This window comes from Streptomyces sp. NPDC111606 (assembly GCF_055656945.1).
This window is the reverse complement of sequence record NZ_JBVKBY010000007.1, coordinates 458,344-484,489: the sequence shown is the minus strand read 5'-3', so window position 1 is coordinate 484,489 and position 26,146 is coordinate 458,344. Positions and strand designations below refer to the sequence as shown.

23 protein-coding genes are annotated in these 26,146 nt (G+C 70.9%); 10 read left to right on the top strand and 13 right to left on the bottom strand.

The genetic code is table 11. From position 1 onward, the window contains the following. The first annotated feature begins 120 nt into the window (after positions 1 to 120). Positions 121 to 315, top strand: coding sequence for a hypothetical protein (locus ACZ7M7_RS26625; RefSeq protein WP_062722510.1), 195 nt, complete (start codon positions 121 to 123; stop codon positions 313 to 315). A gap of 40 nt (positions 316 to 355) precedes the next feature. Beyond that, entirely contained in the window at positions 356 to 1,978 is a 1,623-nt protein-coding gene (locus tag ACZ7M7_RS26620; RefSeq protein ID WP_472120728.1) for an ATP-binding cassette domain-containing protein, read from the top strand. A gap of 314 nt (positions 1,979 to 2,292) precedes the next feature. On the opposite strand, the gene ACZ7M7_RS26615 is transcribed toward ACZ7M7_RS26620, so the two are convergent. Further along, positions 2,293 to 3,792 carry an SCO1417 family PLP biosynthesis transcription factor gene (locus tag ACZ7M7_RS26615; RefSeq protein ID WP_383612945.1) on the bottom strand — a complete coding sequence of 500 codons (1,500 nt, stop codon included), beginning with the start codon at positions 3,790 to 3,792 and terminating at the stop codon, positions 2,293 to 2,295. Between the two features lie 99 nt (positions 3,793 to 3,891). Between ACZ7M7_RS26615 and yczE the strand changes: the two genes are divergently transcribed. The 4 genes from yczE (at position 3,892) to ACZ7M7_RS26595 (ending at position 7,432) form a co-directional block, all read left to right on the top strand. Then, the gene (yczE, locus tag ACZ7M7_RS26610) at positions 3,892 to 4,557 is read left to right on the top strand and encodes a membrane protein YczE (protein WP_472120726.1); all 666 of its coding nucleotides are present in this window, start codon (positions 3,892 to 3,894) and stop codon (positions 4,555 to 4,557) included. Next, positions 4,554 to 5,324 (top strand): glycerophosphodiester phosphodiesterase family protein, encoded by a 771-nt coding sequence (locus ACZ7M7_RS26605; RefSeq protein ID WP_383612951.1) that lies wholly within the window; start codon positions 4,554 to 4,556, stop codon positions 5,322 to 5,324. The genes yczE and ACZ7M7_RS26605 overlap by 4 nt, the downstream gene beginning before the upstream one ends. Positions 5,325 to 5,393: 69 nt before the next feature. Beyond that, positions 5,394 to 6,779 carry an MFS transporter gene (locus ACZ7M7_RS26600; protein ID WP_472120722.1) on the top strand — a complete coding sequence of 462 codons (1,386 nt, stop codon included), beginning with the start codon at positions 5,394 to 5,396 and terminating at the stop codon, positions 6,777 to 6,779. Positions 6,780 to 7,057: 278 nt separating this feature from the next. Continuing rightward, a complete protein-coding gene (locus tag ACZ7M7_RS26595; RefSeq protein ID WP_003977404.1) occupies positions 7,058 to 7,432 on the top strand; it encodes an RNA polymerase-binding protein RbpA in 375 nt (124 codons plus the stop codon). A gap of 179 nt (positions 7,433 to 7,611) precedes the next feature. Here ACZ7M7_RS26595 and fxsA read toward each other — a convergent pair whose 3' ends face one another. The 4 genes from fxsA to ACZ7M7_RS26575 all read right to left on the bottom strand — a co-directional run bounded on the left by fxsA (position 7,612) and on the right by ACZ7M7_RS26575 (position 11,681). Then, positions 7,612 to 8,166, bottom strand: a complete 555-nt coding sequence (gene fxsA, locus ACZ7M7_RS26590) for an FxsA family membrane protein (RefSeq protein ID WP_383612957.1) — start codon at positions 8,164 to 8,166, stop codon at positions 7,612 to 7,614. A 53-nt stretch (positions 8,167 to 8,219) separates the two neighbouring features. After that, complete coding sequence (locus ACZ7M7_RS26585; protein WP_383612960.1) at positions 8,220 to 9,032, bottom strand: polyprenol monophosphomannose synthase; 813 nt, start codon at positions 9,030 to 9,032, stop codon at positions 8,220 to 8,222. A 557-nt stretch (positions 9,033 to 9,589) separates the two neighbouring features. Further along, a complete protein-coding gene (locus ACZ7M7_RS26580; protein ID WP_472120720.1) occupies positions 9,590 to 11,194 on the bottom strand; it encodes an amidohydrolase in 1,605 nt (534 codons plus the stop codon). A gap of 46 nt (positions 11,195 to 11,240) precedes the next feature. Continuing rightward, complete coding sequence (locus tag ACZ7M7_RS26575) at positions 11,241 to 11,681, bottom strand: Lrp/AsnC family transcriptional regulator (RefSeq protein ID WP_328429053.1); 441 nt, start codon at positions 11,679 to 11,681, stop codon at positions 11,241 to 11,243. A 268-nt stretch (positions 11,682 to 11,949) separates the two neighbouring features. Between ACZ7M7_RS26575 and ACZ7M7_RS26570 the strand changes: the two genes are divergently transcribed. After that, complete coding sequence (locus tag ACZ7M7_RS26570) at positions 11,950 to 12,384, top strand: hypothetical protein (protein ID WP_362381302.1); 435 nt, start codon at positions 11,950 to 11,952, stop codon at positions 12,382 to 12,384. 37 nt (positions 12,385 to 12,421) lie between these two features. On the opposite strand, the gene ACZ7M7_RS26565 is transcribed toward ACZ7M7_RS26570, so the two are convergent. The 3 genes from ACZ7M7_RS26565 to ACZ7M7_RS26555 all read right to left on the bottom strand — a co-directional run bounded on the left by ACZ7M7_RS26565 (position 12,422) and on the right by ACZ7M7_RS26555 (position 16,164). Further along, positions 12,422 to 13,525 carry a phosphotransferase family protein gene (locus ACZ7M7_RS26565; protein WP_472120718.1) on the bottom strand — a complete coding sequence of 368 codons (1,104 nt, stop codon included), beginning with the start codon at positions 13,523 to 13,525 and terminating at the stop codon, positions 12,422 to 12,424. Between the two features lie 12 nt (positions 13,526 to 13,537). Then, entirely contained in the window at positions 13,538 to 14,641 is a 1,104-nt protein-coding gene (locus tag ACZ7M7_RS26560) for an Rv3169 family protein (RefSeq protein ID WP_472120716.1), read from the bottom strand. A 350-nt stretch (positions 14,642 to 14,991) separates the two neighbouring features. After that, positions 14,992 to 16,164: an acyl-CoA dehydrogenase family protein gene (locus ACZ7M7_RS26555; RefSeq protein ID WP_383612975.1), complete on the bottom strand. Its 1,173-nt coding sequence runs from the start codon at positions 16,162 to 16,164 to the stop codon at positions 14,992 to 14,994. Positions 16,165 to 16,502: 338 nt separating this feature from the next. On the opposite strand from ACZ7M7_RS26555, the gene ACZ7M7_RS26550 reads away from it, so the two are divergent. Continuing rightward, positions 16,503 to 17,744, top strand: coding sequence for a glycoside hydrolase family 18 protein (locus tag ACZ7M7_RS26550; protein WP_472120714.1), 1,242 nt, complete (start codon positions 16,503 to 16,505; stop codon positions 17,742 to 17,744). A 68-nt stretch (positions 17,745 to 17,812) separates the two neighbouring features. Here ACZ7M7_RS26550 and ACZ7M7_RS26545 read toward each other — a convergent pair whose 3' ends face one another. From ACZ7M7_RS26545 to ACZ7M7_RS26525, 5 genes are all read right to left on the bottom strand, one after another. Continuing rightward, positions 17,813 to 18,472, bottom strand: a complete 660-nt coding sequence (locus ACZ7M7_RS26545) for a TetR/AcrR family transcriptional regulator (protein ID WP_453826266.1) — start codon at positions 18,470 to 18,472, stop codon at positions 17,813 to 17,815. 147 nt (positions 18,473 to 18,619) lie between these two features. Then, positions 18,620 to 18,760 (bottom strand): SCO1431 family membrane protein, encoded by a 141-nt coding sequence (locus ACZ7M7_RS26540; RefSeq protein ID WP_383631619.1) that lies wholly within the window; start codon positions 18,758 to 18,760, stop codon positions 18,620 to 18,622. A gap of 63 nt (positions 18,761 to 18,823) precedes the next feature. After that, entirely contained in the window at positions 18,824 to 20,185 is a 1,362-nt protein-coding gene (locus tag ACZ7M7_RS26535; protein WP_472120711.1) for a peptidase C39 family protein, read from the bottom strand. Between the two features lie 253 nt (positions 20,186 to 20,438). Next, positions 20,439 to 21,980: an amino acid permease gene (locus tag ACZ7M7_RS26530; RefSeq protein ID WP_472120709.1), complete on the bottom strand. Its 1,542-nt coding sequence runs from the start codon at positions 21,978 to 21,980 to the stop codon at positions 20,439 to 20,441. Between the two features lie 37 nt (positions 21,981 to 22,017). Next, positions 22,018 to 22,971, bottom strand: coding sequence for a hypothetical protein (locus ACZ7M7_RS26525; RefSeq protein WP_383612990.1), 954 nt, complete (start codon positions 22,969 to 22,971; stop codon positions 22,018 to 22,020). A 243-nt stretch (positions 22,972 to 23,214) separates the two neighbouring features. Here ACZ7M7_RS26525 and ACZ7M7_RS26520 point away from each other — a divergent pair, with 243 nt between their 5' ends. After that, positions 23,215 to 23,835, top strand: a complete 621-nt coding sequence (locus ACZ7M7_RS26520) for a uridine kinase family protein (protein ID WP_472120795.1) — start codon at positions 23,215 to 23,217, stop codon at positions 23,833 to 23,835. Positions 23,836 to 24,264: 429 nt separating this feature from the next. Next, positions 24,265 to 26,130: an AAA family ATPase gene (locus ACZ7M7_RS26515; protein ID WP_472120707.1), complete on the top strand. Its 1,866-nt coding sequence runs from the start codon at positions 24,265 to 24,267 to the stop codon at positions 26,128 to 26,130. Positions 26,131 to 26,146: the final 16 nt, after the last annotated feature.

Genomic DNA, 26,146 nt, shown 5'->3' with positions numbered 1-26,146 from the left:
TCCGCCAACAGAGGGAAATCTGCCGAATTTCACCCAGTTGCACCTTTTATCGTATGGATACATCCTGTGAGCCTGGAAGTACTCATGGTGACTGTCCCCACCCGAACCAGGAGCACTCACATGATCCTCTCCATCTCAGGCGTCGTACTGCTCGGCATCATCGTCTTCATCTTCTTCCGCAAGTGTGGACTGAAGGCGTCCCACGCCCTGATCTGCGCGCTGTTCGGCTTCTATCTGGCAAGCACGGCCATCGCCCCGAGCATCAAGGCCGGCGGCGAGAGCCTGGCGAGCCTCCTGGGCGGCATCCAGTTCTGACGCCGCCCCACCCGCCCGTACGCACCTGTAGGAGACAGCAGTGGCCCGCCGCCCCCTCCCCCGCATCCTGAGCACAGGCAGCGCGCAGATCGCCCGAAGCCGGGAGCTGGCCCGGGCGCAGCTCACCCGAAGCCGGGAGCTGGCCCGGACGGCGAGCGACAGCGCCTCTGACGTTCTCCATCCACTGATCACGATCACCCGCGGTCTGCGCCGGCTGGCCTCGGCCGGGCGGCGCAAGTGGGCCGACACCCCCAAGGACAAGCGCGGACCGCTGCTGTTCCTGGTGGCCTCGGTGATCCTGGTCGTGGCGCTGGTTCCGTACGGGCCGCTGCTCGCCGTCATCAGCCTGATGGCGGCGGCAGCCTGGCAGGGCCGGGACCGCAAGCCCGCGACGCCCGAGGGACCCGACGAGTCCCAGACGGAGCGGCTGAGGGCGCTGTACGAGGCCCTGGTCCCGTACCTCTCGGCCGCCGAGGACCCGGCCCCGCTGTACAGCCACGGCGGCGAGTGGGAGAAGGCCTTCCCGGAGTTCGCGTTCGACGGCACGGGCCGCGTCAGCAGCCTGCTGATCCGGTACCCGGCCTACTTCACCGACGGCGAGGCGGAGTCCCGCGCGCGGATCGAGCACCTGCTGACCGCGAAGTCCGGCCGCGGCCGGGAGTACCACTTCGCCTGGGACGAGGAGGGCAACGAGGTGACGGTCACCGTCCTGGCCGCCCTGCCCACCGACATCGCCGCACAGCGCTTCGTCACGACCCCCGGCGAGACCGTCCTCGGCTTCACCGACCCCACCCACGTCCAGCGCACGCTCCCGCTCACCCACGGCGTCGAGCAGCGCGACGTACCGCCGGTCGTCTGGCGCACCGGCCTGCGCTCCACCGAGCCCCATCTGCTGGTCATGGGCCAGCCCGGCAGCGGCACCTCGACCCTGCTGCGCTCGATCGCCCTGCAGGCCCTGCAGTACGGCGATGTCGTCATCGTCGAGGGCGGCAGCACCGGCGAGTACGCCTGCCTGATCGGGCGCGACGGCGTCCTCGCTGTCGAATGCGGGCTGTCCGGGGCGCTGGCGAGCGTGGAGTGGGCGGCGACGGAGACGGAGCGGCGCCTGATCGCCGTGAACCGCGCCCGTCAGGCGGGCAACCCGCCCCCGGACGACACCAAGCGCCCGCTGTGGATCCTCCTGGACCGCCCGACCGCGTTCACCCACCTCGCCGCGGCGGACCGCCGCAAGGACCCGCAGTCCCTGCTCCAGGTCCCGCTCAGGCACGGCCGCGCGGTGGGCGTCACGGTGGTCGTGGCCGAGCAGTGGGACGCCATGGACGCCCTGTCGGAAGCCGTACGACAGCACACACGCGCGCGTGTCGTGCTCGGGCCCGCGACGGCGGAGCAACTCCGGTCCGTCCTGGGCGCTCCCCCGCACACCACCCCGGTCGCCGACGTCCCACCCGGCCGCGGCTACGCCCGCCTCGGCGCGGGCCCCGTCCACCGCCTCCAGGTCCCGGCGACCCCGGACCCGTACGACGACGCAACGAGCGACGCCCACCGGCAGGCCGTACTGGACCTGCTGCCGGAGCGGACGACGCCGGTGGAGGCGGAGGCACTGCCGAAGCTGGAGAAGCCGGAGCCGGTACCGGCGGAGGCAGTGGTGGCCGAGACTTCGTAGGACGTGGACGCAGCCGGCGCGGACACAGGTGCAGCCGAGCGGCCTCCCGCCACAGCCTCAGCAGCGAGAACGGGCAGAGGCGCCGCAGGGCACCCCCTCACCACAGCCTCCGCAGCGAACGCGCACAGAGGCGCCGCCGGGCAAGTACCCATCAAAGCCTCGCAGCCGGCGCGGACAGCGCTGCCGCCGGCCAGCCGCCCGCCGTAGCCCCTGCCCCGTCTGCGGGCAGTCGTGCCGCCGGGGCGGCACGGGTGGGCGCAGGCAGCACCCCGCAAGCGCGGGCGAGCGTCCCACCCCCACACCGCTCACGCCGCTCACGCCACGAACGGCCTCACCGCTTCGCCGCCCCCGGAAGCCCCGCTCTCCACCAACCGCGCCGCCGCCCCCAACCGCACCGCGGCCTCCTCGGCCACCGCACCCCCCACGGTGAACGGCAACCGCACATACCCCTCGAAGGCCCCGTCCACCCCGAACCGAGGCCCGGACGGCACCCGAACCCCCACCCGCTCCCCCACTTCCGCGAGCCGCGACCCCGACAGACCGCCCGTCCGCACCCACAGCGTGAGCCCGCCGCGCGGGACCTCGAACTCCCAGTCGGGCAGCTCGCGCCGCACGGCCGTGACGAGAGCGTCCCGGTTCTCCCGGGCCTGGATGCGCCGCAGGTCCACCGCCTGCTCCCAACCTCCCGTGCCGAACAGCCAGTTCACGGCCAGCTGCTCCAGAACCGGCGTCCCCAGGTCGGCGTACGCGCGCGCGGCCACGAGGCTGCGGATCACATCCGGAGCCGCCCGCACCCAGCCGATCCGCATCCCCGCCCAGAAGGCCTTGCTGGCCGACCCGACGGTGACGACGGTCGACCCCGCGGGGTCGAAGGCGCACACGGGCCGCGGCATCTCGATGTCCGGATCGAGCCACAGCTCGCTCATCGTCTCGTCGGCGACGAGCACCGTCCCCGCCGACCGCGCCGCGTCCACCAGCCGCCTGCGCTGGTCGTCGTCGGCCAGCGCCCCGGTCGGGTTGTGGAAGTCGGCGACGACATAGGCGATCCGGGGCGCGGCATCCCGCAGGACCTGTCGCCAGCGGTCCATGTCCCAGCCGCTCAGCCCCTCGGCCATGGCGACGGGCACCAGCCGGGCGCCCACCTCCCGCATCAGCTGGAGGATGTTGGCGTACGACGGCGACTCGACCGCGATCCGCTCACCTCGGCCCGCGAACAGATGGCAGATCGCGTCGATGGCGCCCATCGCCCCGGTCGTCACCATGATCTGCTCGGGCATGGTCGGAATCCCGCGCGCGGTGTACCGGTCGGCGATCGTCGAGCGCAGCGCGGGCAGCCCGGCCGGGTAGTCGCCGTGGGTGTGGGCGTACGGCGGCAGCTCCTCCAGGGCGCCCTGCACGGCACGGGTCAGCCACGGCTCGGGGGCGGGCAGCGCCGCGCAGCCCAGGTCGATCATCGAGCCCAGCGCCTCGGGCGGCAGCGGCTCCAGCCCGCGCGCGGGCAGCGGGTTCCCGGCCGGTACGGCGGTCCAGCTGCCGGCCCCGCGCCGGGACTCCAGGAAGCCCTCGGCGCGCAGCGCCTCGTACGCCGCCGCCACCGTCGTACGGCTCACGGACAGCGCGAGGGCCAGCTCACGCTCGGCGGGCAGTCGCGCAGCGACCGGGACGCGGCCCTCCAGGACGAGCAGCCGGATACCGTCGGCCAGCGCCCGATAGGCGGGCGGGCGCTTGCTGCCGGGTCCGGCGGGGCGGTCCTGCTGGGACGTGAGAAGCCGGGCAAGCTGCGCGGCACCCACCGCAGAAGTCCACTGCGCCATGATTTCCAGTCCACCTTCCCCGAATTGGCCATGGAGGGGGATGCCTCCCAAGCCACAGGGTGTCACGAAGCAGGCCACTACCACCACAGGGGGCACGCCTTGTCCACACAAGAGACCACAAAGCGGCATCTCGTGCGGCGGCTGTCACAGCTCTACATCGGGCTCGCGCTCTACGGCGCGAGTTCGGCGCTGCTCGTCGAGGCGGGCCTCGGCCTGGAGCCCTGGAACGTGCTGCACCAGGGCCTCGCCGAGCTCACCGGCCTGACGATCGGCGTCGTCTCGATCATCGTGGGCGCGGCGGTGCTGCTCCTGTGGATCCCGCTGCGCCAGCGCCCGGGCCTCGGCACGGTCTCCAACGTCTTCGTGGTCGGCCTCGCCATGGACGGCACACTCGCCCTGCTGCCCGAGGCGCACTCCCTGGCCGTACGGATCCCCCTCCTCCTGGCCGGGATCCTGCTCAACGGCGCGGCCACCGGCCTCTACATCGCCGCCCACTTCGGACCGGGGCCCCGGGACGGCCTGATGACCGGCCTGCACCAGCGCACCGGCCGCTCGATCCGCCTGATGCGCACGGCCGTCGAGATCGTGGTCGTCGTGACCGGCTTCGCGCTGGGCGGCACCGTCGGCGTGGGCACCCTCCTGTACGCGGTGTCCATCGGCCCGCTCGCCCAGCTCTTCCTGCGCGTGTTCGCCGTCCCGTCGGCATCGGACGGCAGCACGGTCGTTGCCACCGGGCAACCCCGGCGCGCGATACTGCGTCCGTGAGCACCACGCGCATACGCCACCCATATCTCGACCACCCCGGCCCGATCCCCTTCGCCCATCGGGGCGGGGCAGCGGACGGCCTGGAGAACACCGTGCTGCAGTTCCGGCGCGCGGTCGACATGGGCTACCGGTACATCGAGACCGACGTCCACACCACGCGCGACGGCAAGCTCGTCGCCTTCCACGACGCGACCCTGGACCGGGTCACGGACGGGGCCGGCCGGATCGCCGACCTGCCCTGGGACGACGTACGGGACGCGCGCGTGGCGGGCAAGGAGCCGGTGCCCCTCTTCGAAGAGCTCCTGGAAACCTTCCCCGACGTGCGCTGGAACGTCGACCTCAAGGCCGAGCCGTCGCTCCACCCCTTCCTCGACCTGATCGAGCGCACCGGCGCCTGGGACCGCATCTGCGTCGGCTCCTTCTCCGAGGCGCGCGTCATCCGCGCCCAGCGACTGGCCGGGCCGCGCCTGGCGACGTCGTACGGCACCCGGGGCGTGCTCAATCTGCGGCTGCGCTCCTGGGGCGTGCCCGCCGCACTGCGCCGCTCGGCGGTCGCCGCGCAGGTGCCCGAGACGCAGTCGGGGATCCACGTGGTGGACCACCGCTTCGTACGCGCCGCCCACGCGCGCGGGCTGCAGGTGCACGTGTGGACCATCAATGATCCCGATGCGATGCACCGGCTCCTGGACCTGGGAGTCGATGGCATCATGACCGATCACATCGACACATTGCGCAAGGTCATGGAGGACCGGGACGTCTGGGTCTGACCGTCTGGGTCTGCCCCCCGCCCGCACTCCGCCCGCGCGCGGGATCATCACGGGATAGCGAGGGCGCGGGTGGGCACCGACACCGTGCGGACGGAGGCGGCAGACGATGCCGCCGGGCGCCGGCGCGAGCAGCGCGGCTGGTACTTCTACGACTGGGCGTGCTCGGTCTACTCCACGAGCGTGCTCACGGTCTTTCTGGGCCCCTACCTGACGTCGGTCGCCGAGGAGGCGGCGGACGCGGACGGGTTCGTCCACCCCTTGGGCATCCCGGTGCGCGCGGGCTCCTTCTTCGCGTACTCGGTGTCCCTGTCGGTGATCGTGGCCGTCCTGGTGATGCCCCTGGTCGGCGCGGCGGCGGACCGAACGGGCCGCAAGAAGCCCCTCCTCGCGGCGGCCGCCTATGTGGGGGCCACGGCGACCGCGGCCATGTTCTTCCTGGACGGCGACCGCTATGTGCTCGGCGGCCTGCTCCTGATAGTCGCGAACGCGGCGCAGTCGGTCGCGATGATGCTCTACAACTCCTACCTCCCGCAGATCGCCCCGCCCGAGGAGCGCGACGCGGTCTCCTCCCGGGGCTGGGCCTTCGGTTACGCGTCGGGCTCGCTGATGCTGGTCATGAACCTGGTTCTGTACATGGCACACGACTCCTTCGGCGTCTCCGAGAGCATGGCCGTCCGGATCTGCCTCGCCTCCGCCGGCCTGTGGTGGGGCACGTTCGCGATCATCCCGCTGCGCCGCCTGCGCGACCGCAGGTCCGCCGAGAACCCGGCGAAGGCGAGCGCCACGAACGCGCAGCCGGCCAAGAAGCCGACCGCCCAGGGCTTCCGGCAACTGGCGGCGACCCTTCGGGACATGCGTCGCCACCCACTGACGCTCGCCTTCCTCCTCGCCTACCTCGTCTACAACGACGGCATCCAGACGGTGATCTCCCAGGCGTCGATCTACGGCTCGGAGGAACTGGGCCTCGGACAATCGACACTGATCGGGGCCGTGCTGCTGGTCCAGGTGCTGGCGGTGGCGGGGGCGCTGGCGATGGGGCGGCTGGCCCGGATCTACGGGGCGAAGCGGACGATCCTCGGCTCGCTGGTCGCGTGGACGGTGACGCTGGCGGCCGGGTACTTCCTGCCGGCCGGGGCACCGGTCTGGTTCTTCGTGCTGGCGGCCGGCATCGGGCTGGTCCTGGGCGGCAGTCAGGCGCTGTCCCGGTCCCTGTTCTCCCATCTCGTCCCGCCGGGCAAGGAGGCCGAATACTTCGCGGCGTACGAGATGAGCGACCGGGGCATGAGCTGGCTGGGCCCGCTGCTGTTCGGGATCACCTACCAGCTGACCGGAAGTTATCGGGACGCGATCATCTCCCTGGTGGCCTTCTTCGTCATCGGGTTCGCCCTGCTCGCGAGGGTTCCGGTGCGCCGGGCGATCAGCGACGCGGGCAATCCGGTGCCGACCACGATTTAGCGTTCCGAGTCAAAGGGCGGTAGTGTACGCGTTTGGCCTGCCAGGCGTACCGTTACTGCGCGTCAAAGATGCCGAAACGCTGGGTTACATCTGCTAGCAGATGTGACAAACCGGGCGCCGGTGGGTACGACATTGGTCAGCAAGGCTGCGGCTACGACGGCGACGCATCACCCGGAACGGGACACGGAACGGGAATCTTTACCGCCGACCGGACGTTGACCGGATGACGACGACAGCGACACCTGTCCTGTGGGCGACAAGCCCGGGAGGCACGATTCATGAGTGAGCGAGCTCTTCGCGGCACGCGCCTCGTGGTGACCAGCTACGAGACGGACCGCGGCATCGACCTGGCCCCGCGCCAGGCCGTGGAGTACGCATGCGAGAAGGGGCACCGGTTCGAGATGCCCTTCTCGGTCGAGGCGGAGATTCCGCCGGAGTGGGAGTGCAAGGTCTGCGGGGCCCAGGCACTCCTCGTGGACGGCGACGGCCCTGAGGAGAAGAAGGCCAAGCCCGCGCGTACGCATTGGGACATGTTGATGGAGCGGCGTACCCGCGAGGAACTCGAAGAGGTCCTCGAGGAACGGCTCGCCGTTCTGCGTTCCGGGGCGATGAACATCGCTGTTCATCCCCGGGACAGCCGCAAGTCTGCGTAGCGGGACGCCGCAAAAAACAACACACGCCAAGAACCGCAGGTGCCGTACGTCAGCTTGACGTACGGCACCTGCGGTTCTGTGCGTTCCTCCTCGACGAGGGGAGAGGGTCAAACAAGTTCGACGAGAGTCGGACAAGAAAATCCGGGGGCTTCGCCCCCGGATCAGCTCAGCCGCTCAGCTCACTTGTTCAGCGGCGGCCTCGGCCCCTGCGGGGCATCACCGGGCTCGTCCCTGATGACCTCACCCTGCACGACCTTGCCGTCGGGCCGGTGCATACGGGCCTGCTGGAAGGCGTCGCCGAACGAACCCGGGCCCGCCTCACGCAGCTTTCGGTCGAAGGTCCGCTCCGCATAGCTGCTCAGGGCCTTCTGGACCGGCGGAATCAGCAGGATCAGGCCCAGTGCGTCCGAGATCAGGCCCGGCAGCATGATCAGCAGGCCGCCGAGCATCATCAGGCCGTTGCCACCGCCGCGCTCCGGGGTGCCGCCGCGCTGCAGCGCCTCGTTCAGCGCCTGGAAGGCGCGTCGCCCCGCCCGCTTGATGACCACCGAGCCCAGTACGAGACCGGCGAGCAGCAGCAGGAACACCGTGAGCCCGCCCGCCACGTCCGCGACCACGGTCAGCAGCCAGATCTCCAGCACCAGCCAGGCGGCGATGCCCAGCGGCAGGAAGGTGCGCAGCCGGGAGCGACGGGGCCGGGCGGGATAGGTGGGGGGCGGAGCGCCAGTCGTCATGCACCCAGTGTGCCTGGCCTCGGCTCAGAGCGGGATAAGAGGAGGATGGGCCGCTACGACGGTCGCGACGGCGGCGACGACTTCGTGCGGTCCAGCAGCTTGCCCACCCGCTCCCGCGCGCCCCACGACGTGACCCGCCACAGCGCCTCGACGAGGATGTCGCGGCTCATCTTCGAGTCACCGAGCTCGCGCTCGACGAAGGTGATCGGCACCTCGACGACATGGAAGCCGGCCTTGACCGCGCGGCGCGCGAGGTCGACCTGGAAGCAGTAGCCCTGGGAGGCGACGTCGTCGAGGCCGAGGCCCTCGAGGGTCTCGCGGCGGAAGGCGCGGTAGCCGCCCGTGATGTCGCGCAGGGGCAGGTCCAGGGCGACCCGGGAGTAGAGGCTGCCGCCGCGGGAGATGAACTCGCGGGACTTGGGCCAGTTCACGACCCGGCCGCCGGGTACCCAGCGGGAGCCGAGGACCAGGTCGGCGCCCTTGAGGGCGGTCAGCAGACGGGGCAGTTCCTCGGGCTGGTGGGAGCCGTCGGCGTCCATCTCGACCAGGACGCCGTAACCGTTCTCCATGCCCCAGTGGAAGCCCGCGAGATACGCGGCGCCGAGGCCCTCCTTGCCCTTGCGGTGCAGGACTTGGACGTGGTCGTCCTCGGCGGCCAGTTCGTCCGCGAGCTTGCCGGTGCCGTCGGGGCTGTTGTCGTCGGCCACGAGCACGTGCGCTTCGGGGACCGCCTTGCGGACCCGGCCGACGATGCTCTTGATGTTCTCCGCCTCGTTGTAGGTCGGAATGATCACCAACGCCGTGCCGAGCGGGCCGAACCGCTTCCCCCGGTCATGAGCCGCGAGGGTCCCGTCGCCGTCGTTCACTGCTGCCCCTTCACATCCGTACGCAGACGTCCACCATAGTGGGCGCCGCCTGCGCTGACGTGACAGCACGTTCGTATGGCGGTGTCGATTCCGCAAGAGCCGGGTAGGCCTGGGTTCTGGCGCATCCGTACGGCGGGGCAGTCGTCCTGCGGATGGGGGCCCGGCGCCCTTCGGGCCGACCTGGGGCCCGCTGGCTGCGGGTCGACCGAAAGCCGTTGTCTACTGAGCGCCCGGGCCCCACCCGGGTCACACCTCCCCGACCGGCCGGAACGTTCCGTCGTCGCCGCGCGGGCACTGAGCCTGGCTCCCAGTGACGGTGCCCCGGTACGGCACACCGTCCCTGACCCAGCGGCGTTGCGACGGGTTCCCGGAAGTTCCGCGGTTCCCCGGTCGGGCGTCCGGTGGTGGACTCGGCCGAACCTACCGGCCCCGGGCCTCCGCCTGTCAACAGCCGTTTGACCTGCGCAAATTCGCCCAATTCGCTGGTCAGCGCAGAGGATGCGCAGGTCGCGCGACGGGGCGGAGCGGATCGATCCGGTTCGCGCCACCCCGGGAGATCACTCGCCCGGCCGTACGAAGACCGTTCGTCCGCCCACAACCGTGCTCAGGCAGGTCGGGAGTTCCCGGCCGGGGGTCAGGTCGGGCAGGCCGGGGGTGCCGGAGCGGGGGTCGGTGGACCAGCGCGCGACCCGGTCGTCGGGGGCCTGGACCACCAGTTCGCCGGTGCGCCACACGGCGTAGTCGGCCGGCGCGCCCGGCACCAGGACTCCCGCGTCGTCGCGCCCGATCGCCCGCCAGCCGCCGCGCGTGTGCGCCGTGAAGGCGGCGCGCACGGACACCTGGTGCTCGGGCGTGTGATGGAACGCGGCCGCGCGGACCGTGCCCCACGGGTCGAGGGGCGTGACGGGGCTGTCGGAGCCGAAGGCGAGGGGTACGCCGGCGCGCAGCAGGGCCGCGAAGGGGTTCAGTGAGCGGGCGCGTTCGGCGCCCAGGCGCTGGGCGTACATGCCCTCTTCGCCGCCCCACAGCGCATCGAACGCGGGCTGCACCGAGGCGGTCAGGCCGAGCTCGGCGAAGGCGGCGATGGTGTCGGGGCTGAGCATCTCGGCATGCTCGACGCGATGACGGGCGGCGCGGACGCGGGCGAGCCCGAGCTTCTCGGCGGCGGCGCGGACGCCCTCGACGACCGCGGTCACGGCGGCGTCGCCGATCGCGTGGAAGCCCGCCTGGAGGCCGGCCTCGGTGCAGGCGGCGACGTGGGCGGCGACGGCGGCCGCGTCCAGGTAGGCGGTGCCGGTGTGGGCGGCGTCGGCGTACTGCTGGTGCAGACAGGCGGTGTGGGAGCCGAGGGCGCCGTCGACGAACAGGTCACCGGCCGCGCCGATCGCGCCCAGCTCCCGTGCCTTGTCGACGTCCTGCTCCGCCCAGTAGCCGACGACCCGCGGGCCGGCTCCTTCGGCGGCGAGCGCGAGCAGGCCGGTGAAGTCGTCCTCGGAGGAGATGTCCGGCCCGCCGCACTCGTGGACGGTGCCGATTCCGAGGGACGTGGCGCGAGCGAGAGCGGCGCGCTGGGCCTCGGTGCGCTGGGCGGGGGTGATGGCGGCCAGCGCGGTGGCGCGCACGGCGTGGTGGGCGCCGGCGACGAGCGGGGCGTCCGCCGCGCCGAGGTCGCCGGGCGTCATGTCCAGCAGGGCCGTGGTGACGACCGCCGAGTGGACGTCGATACGGGAGAGATACAGGGGGCGGCCACCGGTGGCCTCGTCGAGCTCGGCACGCGTCGGCGGACGACCGCCGGGCCAGCGCGAGGCGTCCCAGCCGTGACCGAGCAGTACCCGGTCGTGCGGCCGGGCGGCGGCGAAGGCACGCACCAGGGCGAGCGCCGCCTCCAGGGAGGGTGCGCCGGACAGGTCGAGGCCGGTGAGGGCGAGGCCCGTGGCGGTGCTGTGCACATGCGCATCGGTGAACGCGGGCGTGACCAGAGCACCGTCCAGATCGACGACCTCGTCCACACCGTCCGCGAAGGCATCGGCGGCCCCCTCGGAGCCGACCCAGGCGACCTGTCCGCACTCGACGACCATCGCGGTGGCGAAGGGATCGGCGGGGCTGTGGACTTCTCCGCGGCGGAGAAGGACGGTCTTCGGTTCGGCGCTGCGCTCACTCATGGAGAACAGTCTCGCGCCTCGCTCCGACCGCCCCGGACAGGGGGCACTAGATCTTGGGCGGCCGAGCCTCATAGGGCGTGGACAACACCACGGTGGTCCGCGTCGAAACGCCGGCCAGCGACCGCAGCCGGGCCAGCAGCTCCTCCAGCTCGTGCGGCGTGGCCACACGGACCTTCAGGATGTAGTTCTCGTCGCCGGCGACGCTGTGACAGGCCTCGATCTCGGGAACCCCGGCCAGTCGGTCCGCGATGTCGTCGGGGGCGCTGGGGTCGAACGGTTTCACCGAGATGAACGCGGTCATGGGCAGCCCCACCGCCTCGGAGTCCACGACCGCGGCATAGCCACGGATGACGCCGCGCTGCTCGAGCCGGCGCACCCGCTGGTGCACGGCAGACGTGGACAGGCCCGTGGCCTTGCCCAGGTCGGTGTAGCTCATCCGCCCGTCTTTGACGAGCAGCTGCACGATTTGTCGGTCCAGCTCCTCCATGGCGCAAGAACCTACAGTGCGGCTGATCTCCCCGGATACCCGAGCAGCCCAGGTCATGCCCGGTTTGTGATGTCTCCGAGAGGCTGCTGTGAGCCGACTGAGGGACAAACCGGCCGCCGCGGGCACCTGCGAGCGGCATGTGACGAACGCCACAGGCCTCGAACAGGCTCCGTGATGTTCTCGTGATTACCGCCGAGATCGGACGGGAAGTGCTTGCTGTGGTCGAGGCCGCAGTGCCTTCACGGCCCAGCCCGAGGGGGAGAACCCAATGCAGAGTCTTAAGCGCCCTGGTCGTACCGCACCCAAGCGGCTCCAGCCGGTTGACGAACCCGCTCCGGAGGGCGTCGAACCCGACGCCTTCGACGACGAGCTCGACGCGTACGACACCTTCGAGATGTACCGGGTGATCTGCCCGGACTGCGCGCAGCCCATCGCCTTGCTGGCGGACGAGGAGGTTCTGCCGGAACACGCGCTGTGCGCCTCTCCGTGGAACCCGTTCGGCCTCACGGTCTGCGCCGGTACGGGCCGCAGGGCCGCCGAGGCCCGCTCCGCGGACGAGTCGGAGGAGCCCCACGAGCAGGACACCGCCCTGCTGTTGACGCTCCCTCAGGGGCTGGACTGGCGGACCCAGCCCTTCTCGCACGTCGGTGGCCCGGGCTCGCGTCCCATCAGGGTCCCGGACATGCGGCGTCAGGCCGCCTGAGCGCACGACGCCGCGCGCGGCGAGAGCGCCGCATCGCTCACTTCCAGTAGCTGCCCTGCACCATGGCTCGCAGGCTGCCGTGGTGCAGGATCAGTGTGTCCGGGTCCGCCGGGACGGCTACTTCGCCGAAGTAGGCCTGGCGGTAGGCGATCCGCAGCATGACGACGGCGTGCCGCAGGGCGGCGTACAGCGTGTGGAAGTCCATGTCACGTGGCGTGTGACCGGTGAGGTCGGCGTAGCGGGCCTCCACGCGTGCGCGGCGCAGGAAGTCGGGCAGTCCGCGCTGCCCGAAGGCGACCGTCAGGTCCTGGAAGAAGCGGTGCAGATAGACGGTCCAGCCGAGGTCGACCTCGCGCGGGGCGAGTGCCGCCATCTCCCAGTCGAGCACGGCGGCGGGCTCGAAACCGTCGTAGATGACGTTCCCGATGCGCGCGTCGCCCCAGTTGAGCACGGGTGCGCCCGGATCACTCGGCCACAGCTCCTCCAGGCGGTCGAAGGCGTCCTCGATGAGCGGTGAGCGAGCGAGTCCGTCGACCACCCATTCGTAGTAGGCACGTTGGGCCGTGACATGCCTCCGCAGTGCGTCACCCTCGCCCGGGAGGGTGAGGAACTCGGCGTCCTGCGGCGGGACTTGGTCGTGCAGCCGGGCCAGCAACCCGATGCTGGCCCCTTCCAGCCGCTCGCGCTCCTCGTCGCTCGCGGCATGCAGCCAGTTGCCCTCGTAGGTGTACGGCATCACGTCCGGCGGCACGCGCCCTTCGACGCGCTCCATGACGAAGAAGGGCGCCCCCAGCGGGCCGGGGTCCTCCTCCAGCCACAGCGCCCTCGGCACGGGCAGATCCGTGTGCTCGGCGACGACGCGCAAGGTCCGGTACTGGCGCGGCATGTCGTACACCGGGAAGACGGTGTACGCCGCCGGGTCCGCCGCGAGCCGCAACGCGCAGGCGCGCACCGATGTTTCGGGGTGCTCGATGTCGAAGAGCAGGGTTTCGCTGGACATGCCGTTGGACTCGGGGGCCGTGACGCCGACCGCCTTGGCCCCCGGCAGCCGGGTGCCGAGCCACGCGGTGAGACGGCGGGTGATCTCCTCCGGATCGCGGGTGGTGGTGCGCGGGCGGGGCCGTGGTGCCGTGGCTGCCATACTGCAAACCCCCTACGGTGCGACCGACTTGAAGTCCGCGAACCCGCTCGGGTCGTGCCGTCCGAACGAGCCGTGCTCGAAGATGCCGTGGCCGACCCGGCCGCCCAGCCGGAAGCGCGCGGCGTGGTCGGTGACGCCGTACGCGGCCAACGGGTGGGCCTCGGTGAGGTCGTAGGTGCGCCGGTCGGTCCATCCGCGCCCGCGCCACATGCCGTGCTGCCAGTCGTCCGCGGGCGGGTAGCCGGCGCCGATGGCGAGCGGGGAGGAGGTGAGGACCTCCACCTCGAGCTCCTGCGGCTTGCGGATGTCGCCGAGGTGGATGAGGGCGCGTTGCGGGTGGCGGGTGCCCGGGTGGTAGCCGATCTCGGCCTGGGGCCAGCCCAGTTGGCGGTCACGCCGGCCGGGGCGGACCATCGTCGCCTCGCTCAGCGAGCGATGCCCGTCGGCGTCCTCCTGGACGATCACCATCAGGAACCGGTCCTCGAAGCGCACCGGGCACCAGATCCAGTGGAAGCCCTCCGTCGGGTGCTCCTCGGCGAACCGCCCGCCCTCCTCGCCGGGCATGGGGCGCACACCCCAGCTGCGGTCGCGGGTACCGGTCCACTCGGTGGGTGTGACGCGGAATTCCGCACCCCCCGCGCGCACGACACCCTGCACGCCGCCCGCCTGCACGAAGCGGCGCCCTTCGAGGGTGAGCCGGTCACCGCGGCGCTGGAGGTGGTGCGGTTCCCAGAGGGCCGGGAAGTCGGCCGTCCAGGTGATGTCGTACGACAACTCGTCGTCGTCGCACGTCAGTCGCAGGCGGCGCAGCGGTTCCGCGACCTCGATGCGCAGCGGTCCGACGGCGAGCCGCATCCGGTCCTCGCCGAGGGCGTCCGAGGCCCGCACCGCGTGCAGCGTGTCGCCCACCCGCAGGGTCGCGTACGCGTCGATCACCCCGGCGTTCGGGTACACCCCGAGTCCGAGGATCAGCAGGGCACGCCCCTCGTGGTCGAGGACGTGGAAGATGCAGCGGTCGTAGGCGTTGCGGTCGCTGGTCGCGACGTACCTCATGGACAGCGGCACCTGGTGCACCGGGTACTCGTCGAGCGGTACGGGGCGGTGGTCGTCGGCCATGGCTGACCTCCCTGGCGGCGGCTGGGCTGACGGTACGTCAGACAGCCGTACGTGGCCAGAGAGTGGGCCGGACGTCCGTGAACTCACGCCCGATTTCGGCGAGCGGTGACTTGTCCGGCCACCTCCGCGTTGCCCTGGTATGCCCCCCACCTATTCGGCGACCGGACCGCAGCGCCGCATCTTCGTTCCGCGGCCGGCAGGAACGCTTGCGCCGGCGCCTCCGCAGCAGCCGGATCCGCCCATCTACCGCGAGCTGATGCGCACCTGGGCCGACCGTGGCCGCACCCTGCCCGGGCACCACGACCCGGAGTGGATCCGGCTCGCGGCGCCGCAGGTCAAGCGTGGTCAGTTCAGCGTTCCTCGGGACCTGCTAGGTGACGGGCGATGACCATCCGCTGAATCTGGTTGGTGCCCTCGACGATCTGCAGGACCTTGGCCTCGCGCATGTAACGCTCGGCCGGGAAGTCCGCGGTGTAGCCGTACCCGCCGAGGATCTGTACGGCGTCGGTGGTGACCTTCATCGCCGTATCGGTGCAGTGCAGCTTGGCCATGGCCGCCTGCTTGGCGAACGGCCGGCCGGCGTCGCGCAGCCGTGCCGCCGCCAGGTACAGCGCGCGTCCCGCCTCGATCTGCGTCGCCATGTCGGCGATCATGAACCGCAGGCCCTGGAAGTCGGCGATCGGCTTGCCGAACTGCCGCCGCTCGGTCGCGTACGTCACCGCCTCGTCGAGCGCCGCCTGGGCCACCCCGATCGCACAGGCCGCGATGCCGAGCCGCCCGGAGTCCAGCGCGGACAGGGCGATGGCGAAGCCCTGGCCCTCGTCGCCGATGCGCCGCTCGTCGCCGACCCGGACCCCGTCGAAGTGGACCTGGGCCGTCGGCGAGCCCTTCATCCCCATCTTCTTCTCGGGTGCGGCCGCGCTCAGCCCCTGGGCGTCGCCGGGCACGAGGAAGGCGGTGATTCCGCGCGGGCCGTCCTCGCCGGTGCGCGCCAGGACCGTGTAGAAGTCGGCGATGCCGCCGTGCGTGATCCAGGCCTTGGTGCCGGTGATCACCCAGTCGTCGCCGTCACGGACCGCCTTGGTGCGCAGGGAGGCCGCGTCCGAGCCCGACGCCGGTTCCGACAGGCAGTACGCGCCGAGCAGTCCGCCGCCGAGCATCGCGGACAGGTGCTCGACCTGCTGCTGCTTGGTGCCGTAGGCGGCCAGGGAGTAGGAGGCCAGGGTGTGCACGCTGGCGCCGAGGCCGACGGTGAGGCGGACCGCGGCGAGCTCCTCGAGGACCTGGAGGTAGACCTCGTAGGGCTGGTCGCCGCCGCCGTACTCGACGTCGTAGGGCAGGCCGAGGAGTCCCGATTCCGAGAGCAGGGTGAAGACCTCGCGCGGGAAGCGTCCGGCGTCCTCCTCCTCGGCCGCCTTCGGGGCGATCTCACGCTGCGCGATGTCGCGGACGAGCGAGATCAGATCCCGGGCCTCGTCCGTGGGCAGTTGACGGTCCACCGGCTGCGGGGCGCGGTCGGGCATGTCGACGATCCTCCCTGTCGGGCACGTCGGCGGACGTACGCCTTGGGTGGGGCGGCTCCGCCGGGTCTCACTGGTGCCGGTCCGATGCTCGCAATTTCCGGGTCTCGAAAGCTGCTGAACAGCGGCTGTGCGCTGTGAGTATGCCCGATCGGAGGCAACCGGTCACCAGTTAACGACCGCTCACTCCAAGAAGTATCCAGCAAGTTATCCGCGGCACCGAAATTGGTCCGAACCATTGACGTACTGGTCTAGTCCTCCTACCTTGACGGAGCGGTTCACATCATCGCGTTCATGCCAATCGGCCCAGCTCCCCTCTCCCCCACGGAGGAGACACCCCGATGCTCACTTCGCACCGCCCCCGCGTCCGGTTCCGGGCGCTCGTGTCCGCCGCGTGCGCGGCCGTCCTCGGCGCCGGGCTGCTCGCCGGCGCAGGCACCGCCACAGCCGAACCCGCCCCCTCGGCGCCAAGACCGGCCGCCGGCTCCAAGGTCGTCGGCTACTTCACCGAATGGGGCACGTACGACCGCAAGTACTACGTCAAGAACATCGAGACGTCCGGCTCCGCGGCCAAGCTGACCCACATCAACTACGCGTTCGGCAATGTCACCGGCGGCAAGTGCGCGATGGGCGACAACTACGCCGCGACCGAACGCACCTACACCGCCGCCGAGTCCGTGGACGGCGTCGCCGACACCTGGGACCAGCCGCTGCGCGGCAACTTCAACCAGCTGCGCGAGCTCAAGAAGAAGCACCCGGGCCTGAAGGTCCTGTGGTCCTTCGGCGGCTGGACCTGGTCGAACGGCTTCGGTGAGGCGGCCCGCAACCCCGCCGCGTTCGCGCAGTCCTGCTACGACCTGGTCGAGAACTCCAAGTGGGCCGACGTCTTCGACGGCATCGACATCGACTGGGAGTACCCGAACGCCTGCGGCGCCACCTGTGACACCAGCGGACGGGAGGCCTTCAAGAACCTGATGTCGGCGGTGCGCGCCAAGTTCGGCTCCGGCAACCTGGTCACCGCGGCGATCACGGCCGACGCCACGAGCGGCGGCAAGATCGACGCGGCGAACTACGCGGGCGCGGCGCAGTACGTCGACTGGTACAACCCGATGACGTACGACTTCTTCGGGGCCTGGGACGCGACCGGTCCGACGGCTCCGCACTCCGCGCTGAACTCCTACTCCGGCATCCCGAAGGCCGGCTTCCACACCTCGGCGACCATCGCCAAGCTCAAGGGCCTCGGCATCCCGTCGTCCAAGCTGCTGCTCGGCATCGGCTTCTACGGCCGCGGCTGGACGGGCGTCACACAGTCGGCGCCCGGCGGCACGGCGACCGGGGCGGCCGCAGGCACCTACGAGGCGGGCATCGAGGACTACAAGGTCCTCAAGACCAAGTGCCCCGCGACCGGGACGGTGGGCGGCACCGCGTATGCCAAGTGCGGGAGCAACTGGTGGAGTTACGACACCCCCGCGACCATCGCGACGAAGATGACGTACAAGAACCAGCAGGGGCTGGGCGGGACGTTCTTCTGGGAGCTGAGCGGGGACACGACGGGCGGTGAGCTGATCAAGGCGATCAACTAGCCGGTCGCACGGGGGGCCAGGGGCGGAGGACCACGAGACCTCCGCCCCTTGTCGTGGGCGCGGCCGGGTCAGCCGTCGCGGCGGGCCGGCTCCGGTGCCGGGTAGGCGGGGTCCATCTCCTCGATGGCGCGCATGGCCCCGCCGAGAGTCTTCACCAGCAGGTCGCGCATGGTGTCGCGGGGCAGCTCGGGGCGGTCGATCCAGTCGAGAGTGGCTCCCTCGACGCTGCACACCCAGGCGAGCAGGCCCATCCGGGCCAGCGGGGCGATGTCGGTACGGCCGTACGCCCCCTCGGACAGGGTCGCCACGATCGCCGCGCGCACGCCGTCCCGGATGGCGTGCACCTCGGTGTCGAAGCCGACGCCGCCGCTGACGATGGTCCGGTAGGCGGCCTGGTTGTGCTCGGCGTAGCGGAGGTAGCTGTCGATGGTGCGGTGGACGCGGTCCACCGGCTGCAGCTCGAGGCCGCTCGCGGCGAAGGTGACCAGGTCGGCGACGGAGTCCTGGATGATCGCGAGGTAGTAGCCGCGCTTGGACTGGAAGTAGTAGTAGATGAGCCCCTTGGCGACATGGGCCTGCCGGGCGATGTCGTCCATGGAGAGCGCGTCGTACGACGTGTCGGCGAACAGCTTCCGCCCGATGACGATGAGTTCGGCACGGCGCGCCATCGAGCGCTCGGTGCCGCGGGCCCGGGGACGGGCCGCGTCGCGCTGCTGACTGATATTCAATTTCGACCCTGTTATCCAACGGGCGGCGGGACATCCGCAGTATGGCAGAGGCACACCAGCTGCTCGTTCGAGTCTGATCGGCCTTGATGAAGCCGCTCTACAGCAGAGTCGGTAAATGTCCGGCCAAAGATGCCTGTGTGTGTCAAGTCACAGCAGGCCGAGCTGCGTGACCAGCATCGCGACGACCACGACGAGGGTCCAGCCCAGGACGTGCTCGAGGATCTTCGGGCCGTCTTCCTCGGGGCCGCCGGTACGGACGCGGGCGGCGGTGGCTGAGTGCGCGGTCATACGCCCACCCTGCCACCGCGAACGGCACCTGCGGCGGAGAGGTTGCTCACAGCACAAACCCGCTCAGCGCACCCCCACCGCCGCGAGCGCCGCGCGCTGGCTCGGGGTCGGACGCGCCGGGAAGTAGAGGTAGCACACACCGCCGGTGCCGGAGACGACCTTGCCGTCGGCGTTGTACCGCTTGGTCCGCAGCCAGATGTTCTCCCACTCGCGCCTCTTGTAGACGCGCCGCACCGCCTCGTTGCTCGGTGAGTTCGGGTCGTTGGCGATCACGTCGCCGTCGGCGGTGAAGCCGACGACGGTCATCAGATGCCCGGCCGTGCCGTACCCGGCCCCGGTCAGCTCCTCCTTCAGGAAGGACTGGGACGTTATGGCCGGGATGCCGGCCGCGATCAGCCTCTCCAGATCGGTGAGCGAGCGGAGCCGGGTGACGACGCCCTGCATGTCCTTGAAGGTGGCCGCGTAGGCGGCGTTGAACGGCCAGTTCCCGCAGCCGTCGTACTGGTAGTCGAACGTGTACCGGGCCGCGTGGCAGACCTGCGGGTCGGCGAACGCCGGGTCGACCCAGGCCAGCTGCTCCTGGGTGAGCCGGCCGCCCCAGTACTCGACGATCATCTGCGAGGAGGTGGGGCTGCACCAGGCCTCGCCGCCGTTGTCGTACTCGGGGTACTGGCCGACGTGGGTCTCCTGCGAGTAGCGCGGGACGGTCAGCTCCCGGGCGCGGCCGGGAGCGGCGGCCGGGACGGTGAAGCGGTCGGGGACGTCGGAGCCCATCGCGCCGACCCGCCAGACCTTGGGGGTGATCTTCGTGCCGGGCTTGCGGTAGAGGGTGAGCCGCAGCCGGTAGGAGGCCAGGCGCAGCCCGGTGGCCGGGTCGTCGATGGCGAACGTGTCCGTCCAGACACTGCTCTTGTCGTCACTCTGGTCGTCGACCGAGGTCCGCCGGATGTCCTGGTCGCCGGCTGCCCAGCGGCCGAGCACGTACCAGGGGGTGGCGGTGCCGTCCGAGTACGTCCCCTGCAGTTCGATCCCGAGCCAGCTGCCGTCGGGGGTGTGCGCGTTCCAGGAGGCGATCGCCTCGGTCGCGGGGACGGTGAGCCGGTGGACGGGGGACGTCCAGGTCGCGTACTCCCAGCGGGCGGTCCTGCCGGTGTGCGGGTCCGTGTAGTCGGTGGTGCCGGCGGCCTTGGCGATCACGATGCCGGGGCGGGCGCCGGCGACGGCCCGAGTGCCCCGGGCTGCGCCGCTGTGCCAGTCGGCGTACGAGGTCCAGGCGCGGTTGTCGACGGTGCGGGCCGGGGCGGAGGCGGGGCCCTTGGCCACGGGGCGGGCGCCGGCGACCGCGGGGCCCGCGCTGCCGGTGACGGCTGCGGCGACCGCGGCCGCCAGAACGATTCTGCGGGACGGCTGTTCGGCTCTGCTCATGGGCGGAAGAACCCCCAGGTGTCCGAGTCGGGCGGGTCCAGTGCACGTTTGTCCGCCAACTATGACCGCGGGGGCCTTCGTCTGCCAGCACTTGGCGCATGGCGCGCCCCACCAATATTGGTGTCGACCAGTGGCATGAAGGGAGGCCGGTCGCCTGCCCCCCCAACCACCCCGCGCGCTGGGTGGGATGGACGAGCGGTGGTCCCGGCGTACGCCATTGCGGCGGCGTACGCCGGGAAGGGGTGACGAATCGTCAGACGAGGTCCATCGCGGCGACCTCGTCGGGGCGGCCGTAGCTGACCGGGCCGTGGAAGCGGCGGCGGGCCGAGGCGAACCACCACACCGTGGCCACGGCCAGGACGCCGGCCAGCGCGATCGGTGCGTAATTGAAGGTGTCGACGGTGACCGGCGAGGCGTGCGGCAGCATGAACAGGACGCTGCTGAGCAGGATCCAGGTCACCGCGACCACCCCGACCGGCCGTCCCCAGCGGCCCAGGTGCCACGGCCCCGGCTGGAACTCGTCACCGAGGCGCAGCCGGAGCAGGATCGGGACGGCGTACGCGAGGAAGAGTCCGACGACGTTGACGCTGACGATGGCGGTGAACGCCGTGTGCGACCACCAGCCGGGCAGCACGAGCGCCAGCGAGCAGGCAACCGCGAGCCACACCGCCTTCACGGGGGTGCGGGTGCGCGGCGAGACCGAGTGCCACCAGCGGGAGCCGGGCATCGCGCCGTCCCGGGAGAAGGCGAAGATCTGCCGGGTGTTGCTGGTGAGGTTGGCGAGGCCGCAGAAGAGCATCGCGCCGATCACGATCAACAGCAGCACCTTGGCGGTGCCCACTCCGAGCCCGTCGATCAGGATCTGCACGGGAGGTGCGTCGGCGCTCGCCACGCGGTCGTAGTCACGAATGCTGTAGACCAATGCGAGCATCAGCAGCAGCCCCGCTATCGCGGAGTATGCGATCGCCCGCGTGATCCCCCGCGGCGCATTGACCGTCGCCCGGACGGTTTCCTCGGACATGTGGAAGCTGCCGTCGAAGCCGGTGAAGGTCCAGCTCGTGACCAGCAGACCGAGCATCCCGCCGTAAAGGGCGCTCGTGAAACCGGTGTTGTTCGCGAAATGCGTGACGAACGAAGCCGACTGATGATGATCGGGCATGACGACCAAAGCGCTCACGATGACGACGAGCCCGATCAGCAGCCACCACACCGAGATCCGGTTCAGTACGGCCACCATGTGCACGGTGTAGGTGTTGGCCAGCCCCTGCAGCACGATGATCAGCGCTGTGATCAGCACCGTCCGGTGGCCCGAGGGCTCGTAGGAGGGCCACTGCAGGGCGATGAACGCCTGGATGAAGGTCGCGGCGGCGTACCCGGTGGCGGCCGTGCCGCCGACCTGGCCCACGAAGTTCAGCCAGCCGGTGTACCAGGACCAGGCACCCTTGTGCCGTTTGGCGAGTTTCCCGGCGGAGAAATACAGCGCACCGCTCGTCGGATATGCGGAGGCGACTTCCGCCATTGCTGCTCCCACGAAGAGCACCATGACGGACACGCCGATCCAGCCGAAGACGAGAACGCTCGGACCGCCCGCGTTCAGACCGAATCCGATTCCCGAGAAGATTCCCGAGATTATGTTGATGATGGTGAATGAGATGGCGAAATTGTCGAACGCCTGAAAGCGGCGGGTCAGCTTTCTCGGATAACCCATCGCATGCAGGGTCGCGTCGTCGTCGAGCGCGCTCGGATCGGCTCCCCCGCGCACTCGGGCACGCGGGGCCGTCATCCTTTCTGACACGGGTCGGACCTTTCTCTTGGTGGGGGGTTGCGGTCCGTCAGGCACCCGGCACGGGCAGGCCGCAGACGCGGCGCGCCCGGGACAGCTGCTCGGCCGGGTCACCGAAGGCGGACCAGGGCATGCGCGAGGCGTACGGCCCCATCGCCGTAAAGGCGGCGCGTGCCTCCTCCTCGTGCCGGGCCATGACCAGGGCATGCGCGAGGTAGGCCAGGTCGAGGACCGGCGTGAAGGAGTAGTCGGTGACCGTGGGCAGCCAGGCGTGGTGGATCGCCAGAGCGGTCGTACGCCACTGCGGCTGCTCCCAGACCCGGTCGGCGAGCAGCTGGGTCGGGTCGTAGCACTCCACCAGGGCGACCAGCGGCAGCAGGCGCAGCGGCGAGTCGGCGGGCGCCCGCTGGCCGAGGAAGGCGGCGACGTCCCAGGCGGCGGTCACGGAGCCGCCGTACCGGGTGAAGAAGCAGGCCAGAAAGCGGTGGTGGGCCTCGCGGTGCCAGGGGTCGATGGAGAGGATGTGGGCGAACAGGCGCCACGGCCCGGGCGGGGCGGTGAGCAGCCCGCGCGGCGCCCGGTCGCGCAGCCGGTGCAGCCGGGCCATGGCCAGCTTGGCCACCCAGGGCGTGGGATCGGCGGGGTCCGCCGTCGCGGCCCGGTCGCAGGCGGCCAGCGCTATCCGCTCCAGCGCCTCGGTGCGCGGGTCACGCGCGTCGGCCGCGCGCAGCGCCCGCAGCACCGCCACCCGCGCCCACAGCAGCGCCGCCTCGGGCCCGGGATCGTCGGCGAGCCAGCGCTCGACGAGATCGGAGTCGGCGGCCTCCGAGGCGAGCACGAGAGAGCGATGGGCCCGCAGGGCGAAGTCACCCCGCGTTTCGGCCAGGGCATCGCCGGCGCTCAGATATCGCCCGGCCCGGACATCGACGCATACGCTCGCGAGCACGCGGTCGTCGGCCGCCGGATGCCACACATACTGCCCCTCGAATAACCCCGCGGCCATCTGTCCCAGCCCATCCCCGTTACGGCGCCTCACAGTTGCACACCAGGCACCTTACTCAGCGTGCGGCTCAACCGGAACGCAGATTTCACTGTGGTGGCTTGAGTTTTTCGGCGGCAATGCGGACATCCGGCGGCTAGTTCAAAGCGACACCTTTTCTCATCCCGTCTCTGCATCCGCTTTCACCCGCTACTAGAATGTTCCAACGAAATATGCCCACCACCCCGTCTCACTTCAGGAAAAACGATTCACGACCTCGCCACCCGGCTCCGCCGGCTCCCCCCGTCCTGCGGCCCGGTCCGCCTGATCGGCGTCGACGGGCACGCCGGCTCCGGAAAGTCCACGTTCGCCGGGCAGTTGGCCCGGGCACTGGGTGACGCCCCGGTGCTGCGCCTCGACGACATCGCGAGCCACGACGAGCTGTTCGAGTGGACCGGACGGTTGCTGACCCAGGTCATCGAACCGCTCGCGCGGGGCGGGACCGCCCGCTGCACGCCCTACGACTGGCGGACCCGCCGCTTCGGACCGCCCCGCGCGCTGCCGCCCGCTCCGGTGATGCTCGTCGAGGGTGTCGGCGCCGGCCGCCGCGCCCTGCGCCCGTATCTCGCCCAGCTGCTCTGGATGGAACTGCCACGCGAGGAATCCTGGGCGCGGGGCCGCGCACGGGACGGGGAGGAGCAGCGGGAGTTCTGGGACGGGTGGGTCGGGGCGGAGCGAAAGCACTTCGACGAGGACCCGTCCAGGCCCTTCGCGGACCTTCTGGTTCGGCAGTGCGGGAAGGGATATGAGGTGATTCCTGGGCCTGCCGAGACCAATGGACCGGACCTCACCATCACACACGGTGACGACCCATCGGCAATGTGCTGAACTTGTGAAGAGCCCTCCGGAGCAAGTTCGCGGAGTGCCTCAACTCTGCTTGACCCGGGGGCCGTACAGGACTTACGTTCTGAATGTGCGGTCATTCGAGGCCGCCCGCAGACGCGAAGCCCCCGGTTGTTCCCCCGTGATCGGGGGCTTCGTTCTGCCCTCACCCCACTTTTCGGGCGCCGAGAGGCGCGATTCGCTCACCCTCGGTCACCGAGGGCGCTCCGCCCGATCTGCTCCCACCTCGACAAACGGCCGGTGCGGCACCCTGGGGCGGGCGACACCCTCGCAGGTACGATGCCATCGGTGCGACCTACGGACGGCTGCTCTGCGCACCGTTGCAACTCCGGTCTGCGGCACGGCGGTTCGACCACGGCGGCCGACGGACGAGCGGTCGGCCAACCGACGGGGGCACGGTTTGTGGGGGACGTGATGGACTTCGGCACGCGGGGCCCCGAGGCTCCGGCCGACCTCGCCTGGTTGCGAGGCGTGGATGCCTACACGATGGGGGCCTATCCGCAGGCGGAGGAGGAGTTCCGCACCGCGGTCCGGATCGATCCCGGGATGGCCGACGGCTGGCTCGGCCTGCACGCGCTGCGCGTCGACACGACGACCGCGCTGCTGCGGATGTTCCGGCACCGGGACCGCTTCGGGGAACAGCGCGCACGGCACCGGCGGACCATCAACTCCTGGTACTGGCTGGGCTGGTGGGTGCAGCCGGTGCTGGAGAGCCCACGCGATCTGCTGCTGGCGCATGCCTCGCACTGGCTGGACGGCCGGCACGTCCCGGAACTGGACCGGGCGCTGGCCGGGCTCCCGCCCGTGGACACCGATCACCAGGTCCGCTTCCTGCACGCCTGCCGCGCCTATCTGGTCAAGGACTGGGACCAACTGGTCCGGCACACCGACCCACTGCTCGACGACACGATGCTCGGCATCGAGGCGGGCCTGTTCGGCGGTATGGCGCGAGTCCGGCTGGAGATGTACGGGCAGGCCGAGCCGCTGCTGTCGGCCGCGCTGATGCGGTGCCGCAGCGAGCAGCCTCAGCGCAAGGAACTGCGGTACTGGCTGGCCCGGGCGCACGAGGGCACGGGCCGGTCCGCCGCGGCACTCCCGCTCTACCGTGCCGTGCACCGCGTCGACCCCGCCTTCATGGACACCTCGGCCCGGCTCGCGGCCATCGCCGAGGGCGACGGATTCGACGACCCGGCCGACCTCGCGGCGATCACCCTCACCGGGATCGGGCCGGACCTGGGCGACGGTCCCGACGGACTCGACCCGCTCTTCGGCATCGAGGGACGGGACCTGAAGCTGTCGGACCCCGATCTGCCGCCGACCGGTCCGCTGCCGTCGGTGGCCGACCCTGCGGTGCGCGAGAAGACGTCCGTGCCGGCTCATCAGCTGCCCGCCGGGCCCACCGACCCCCAGTTACTCGAGGAGGCGCTCGCCGAGCTCGAGCGCATGGTCGGGCTGGAGCCCGTCAAGCGCCAGGTCAAGGCGCTGTCCGCCCAGTTGAACATGGCCCGGCTGCGCACCGGGCAGGGGCTGCCGGTGCAGCCGCCCAAACGGCACTTCGTCTTCTCCGGCCCCTCCGGCACCGGCAAGACCACGGTCGCCCGGATTCTGGGCCGCGTCTTCTACGCCCTCGGGCTCCTCGGCGGCGACCATCTCGTGGAGGCCCAGCGCGCCGATCTGGTGGGCGAGTATCTGGGCCAGACCGCCGTGAAGGCCAATGAACTCATCGACTCCGCGCTCGGCGGGGTGCTCTTCGTCGACGAGGCCTACTCCCTGTCCAACTCCGGCTACGGCAAGGGCGACGCGTACGGCGACGAGGCCCTGCAGGTGCTGCTGAAGCGTGCCGAGGACAACCGGGACCACCTGGTGGTGATCCTCGCCGGCTATCCCGAGGGCATGGACCGGCTGCTGGCCGCGAACCCCGGTCTGTCCTCGCGCTTCACGACCCGCGTCGACTTCCCCTCGTACCGTCCCCTCGAACTGACCTCGATCGGCGAGGTGCTCGCCGCGGAGAACGGGGACGTGTGGGACGAGGAGGCGCTGGACGAGCTGCGGTCCATCGCCGGGCACGTGGTCGATCAGGGATGGATCGACGAACTGGGCAACGGACGGTTCCTGCGGACGCTGTACGAGAAGAGCTGCGCGTACCGGGATCTGCGGTTGTCGACCTATCCGGGGGCGTTGACGAGGGACGACCTGTCGACGCTGCGGCTGCCGGATCTGATGCAGGCGTACGGCGAGGTGCTGTCGGGAAGGGGCCCGCAGGATCCGTCGGCCATGTGACGGATCCCGCGAGCCG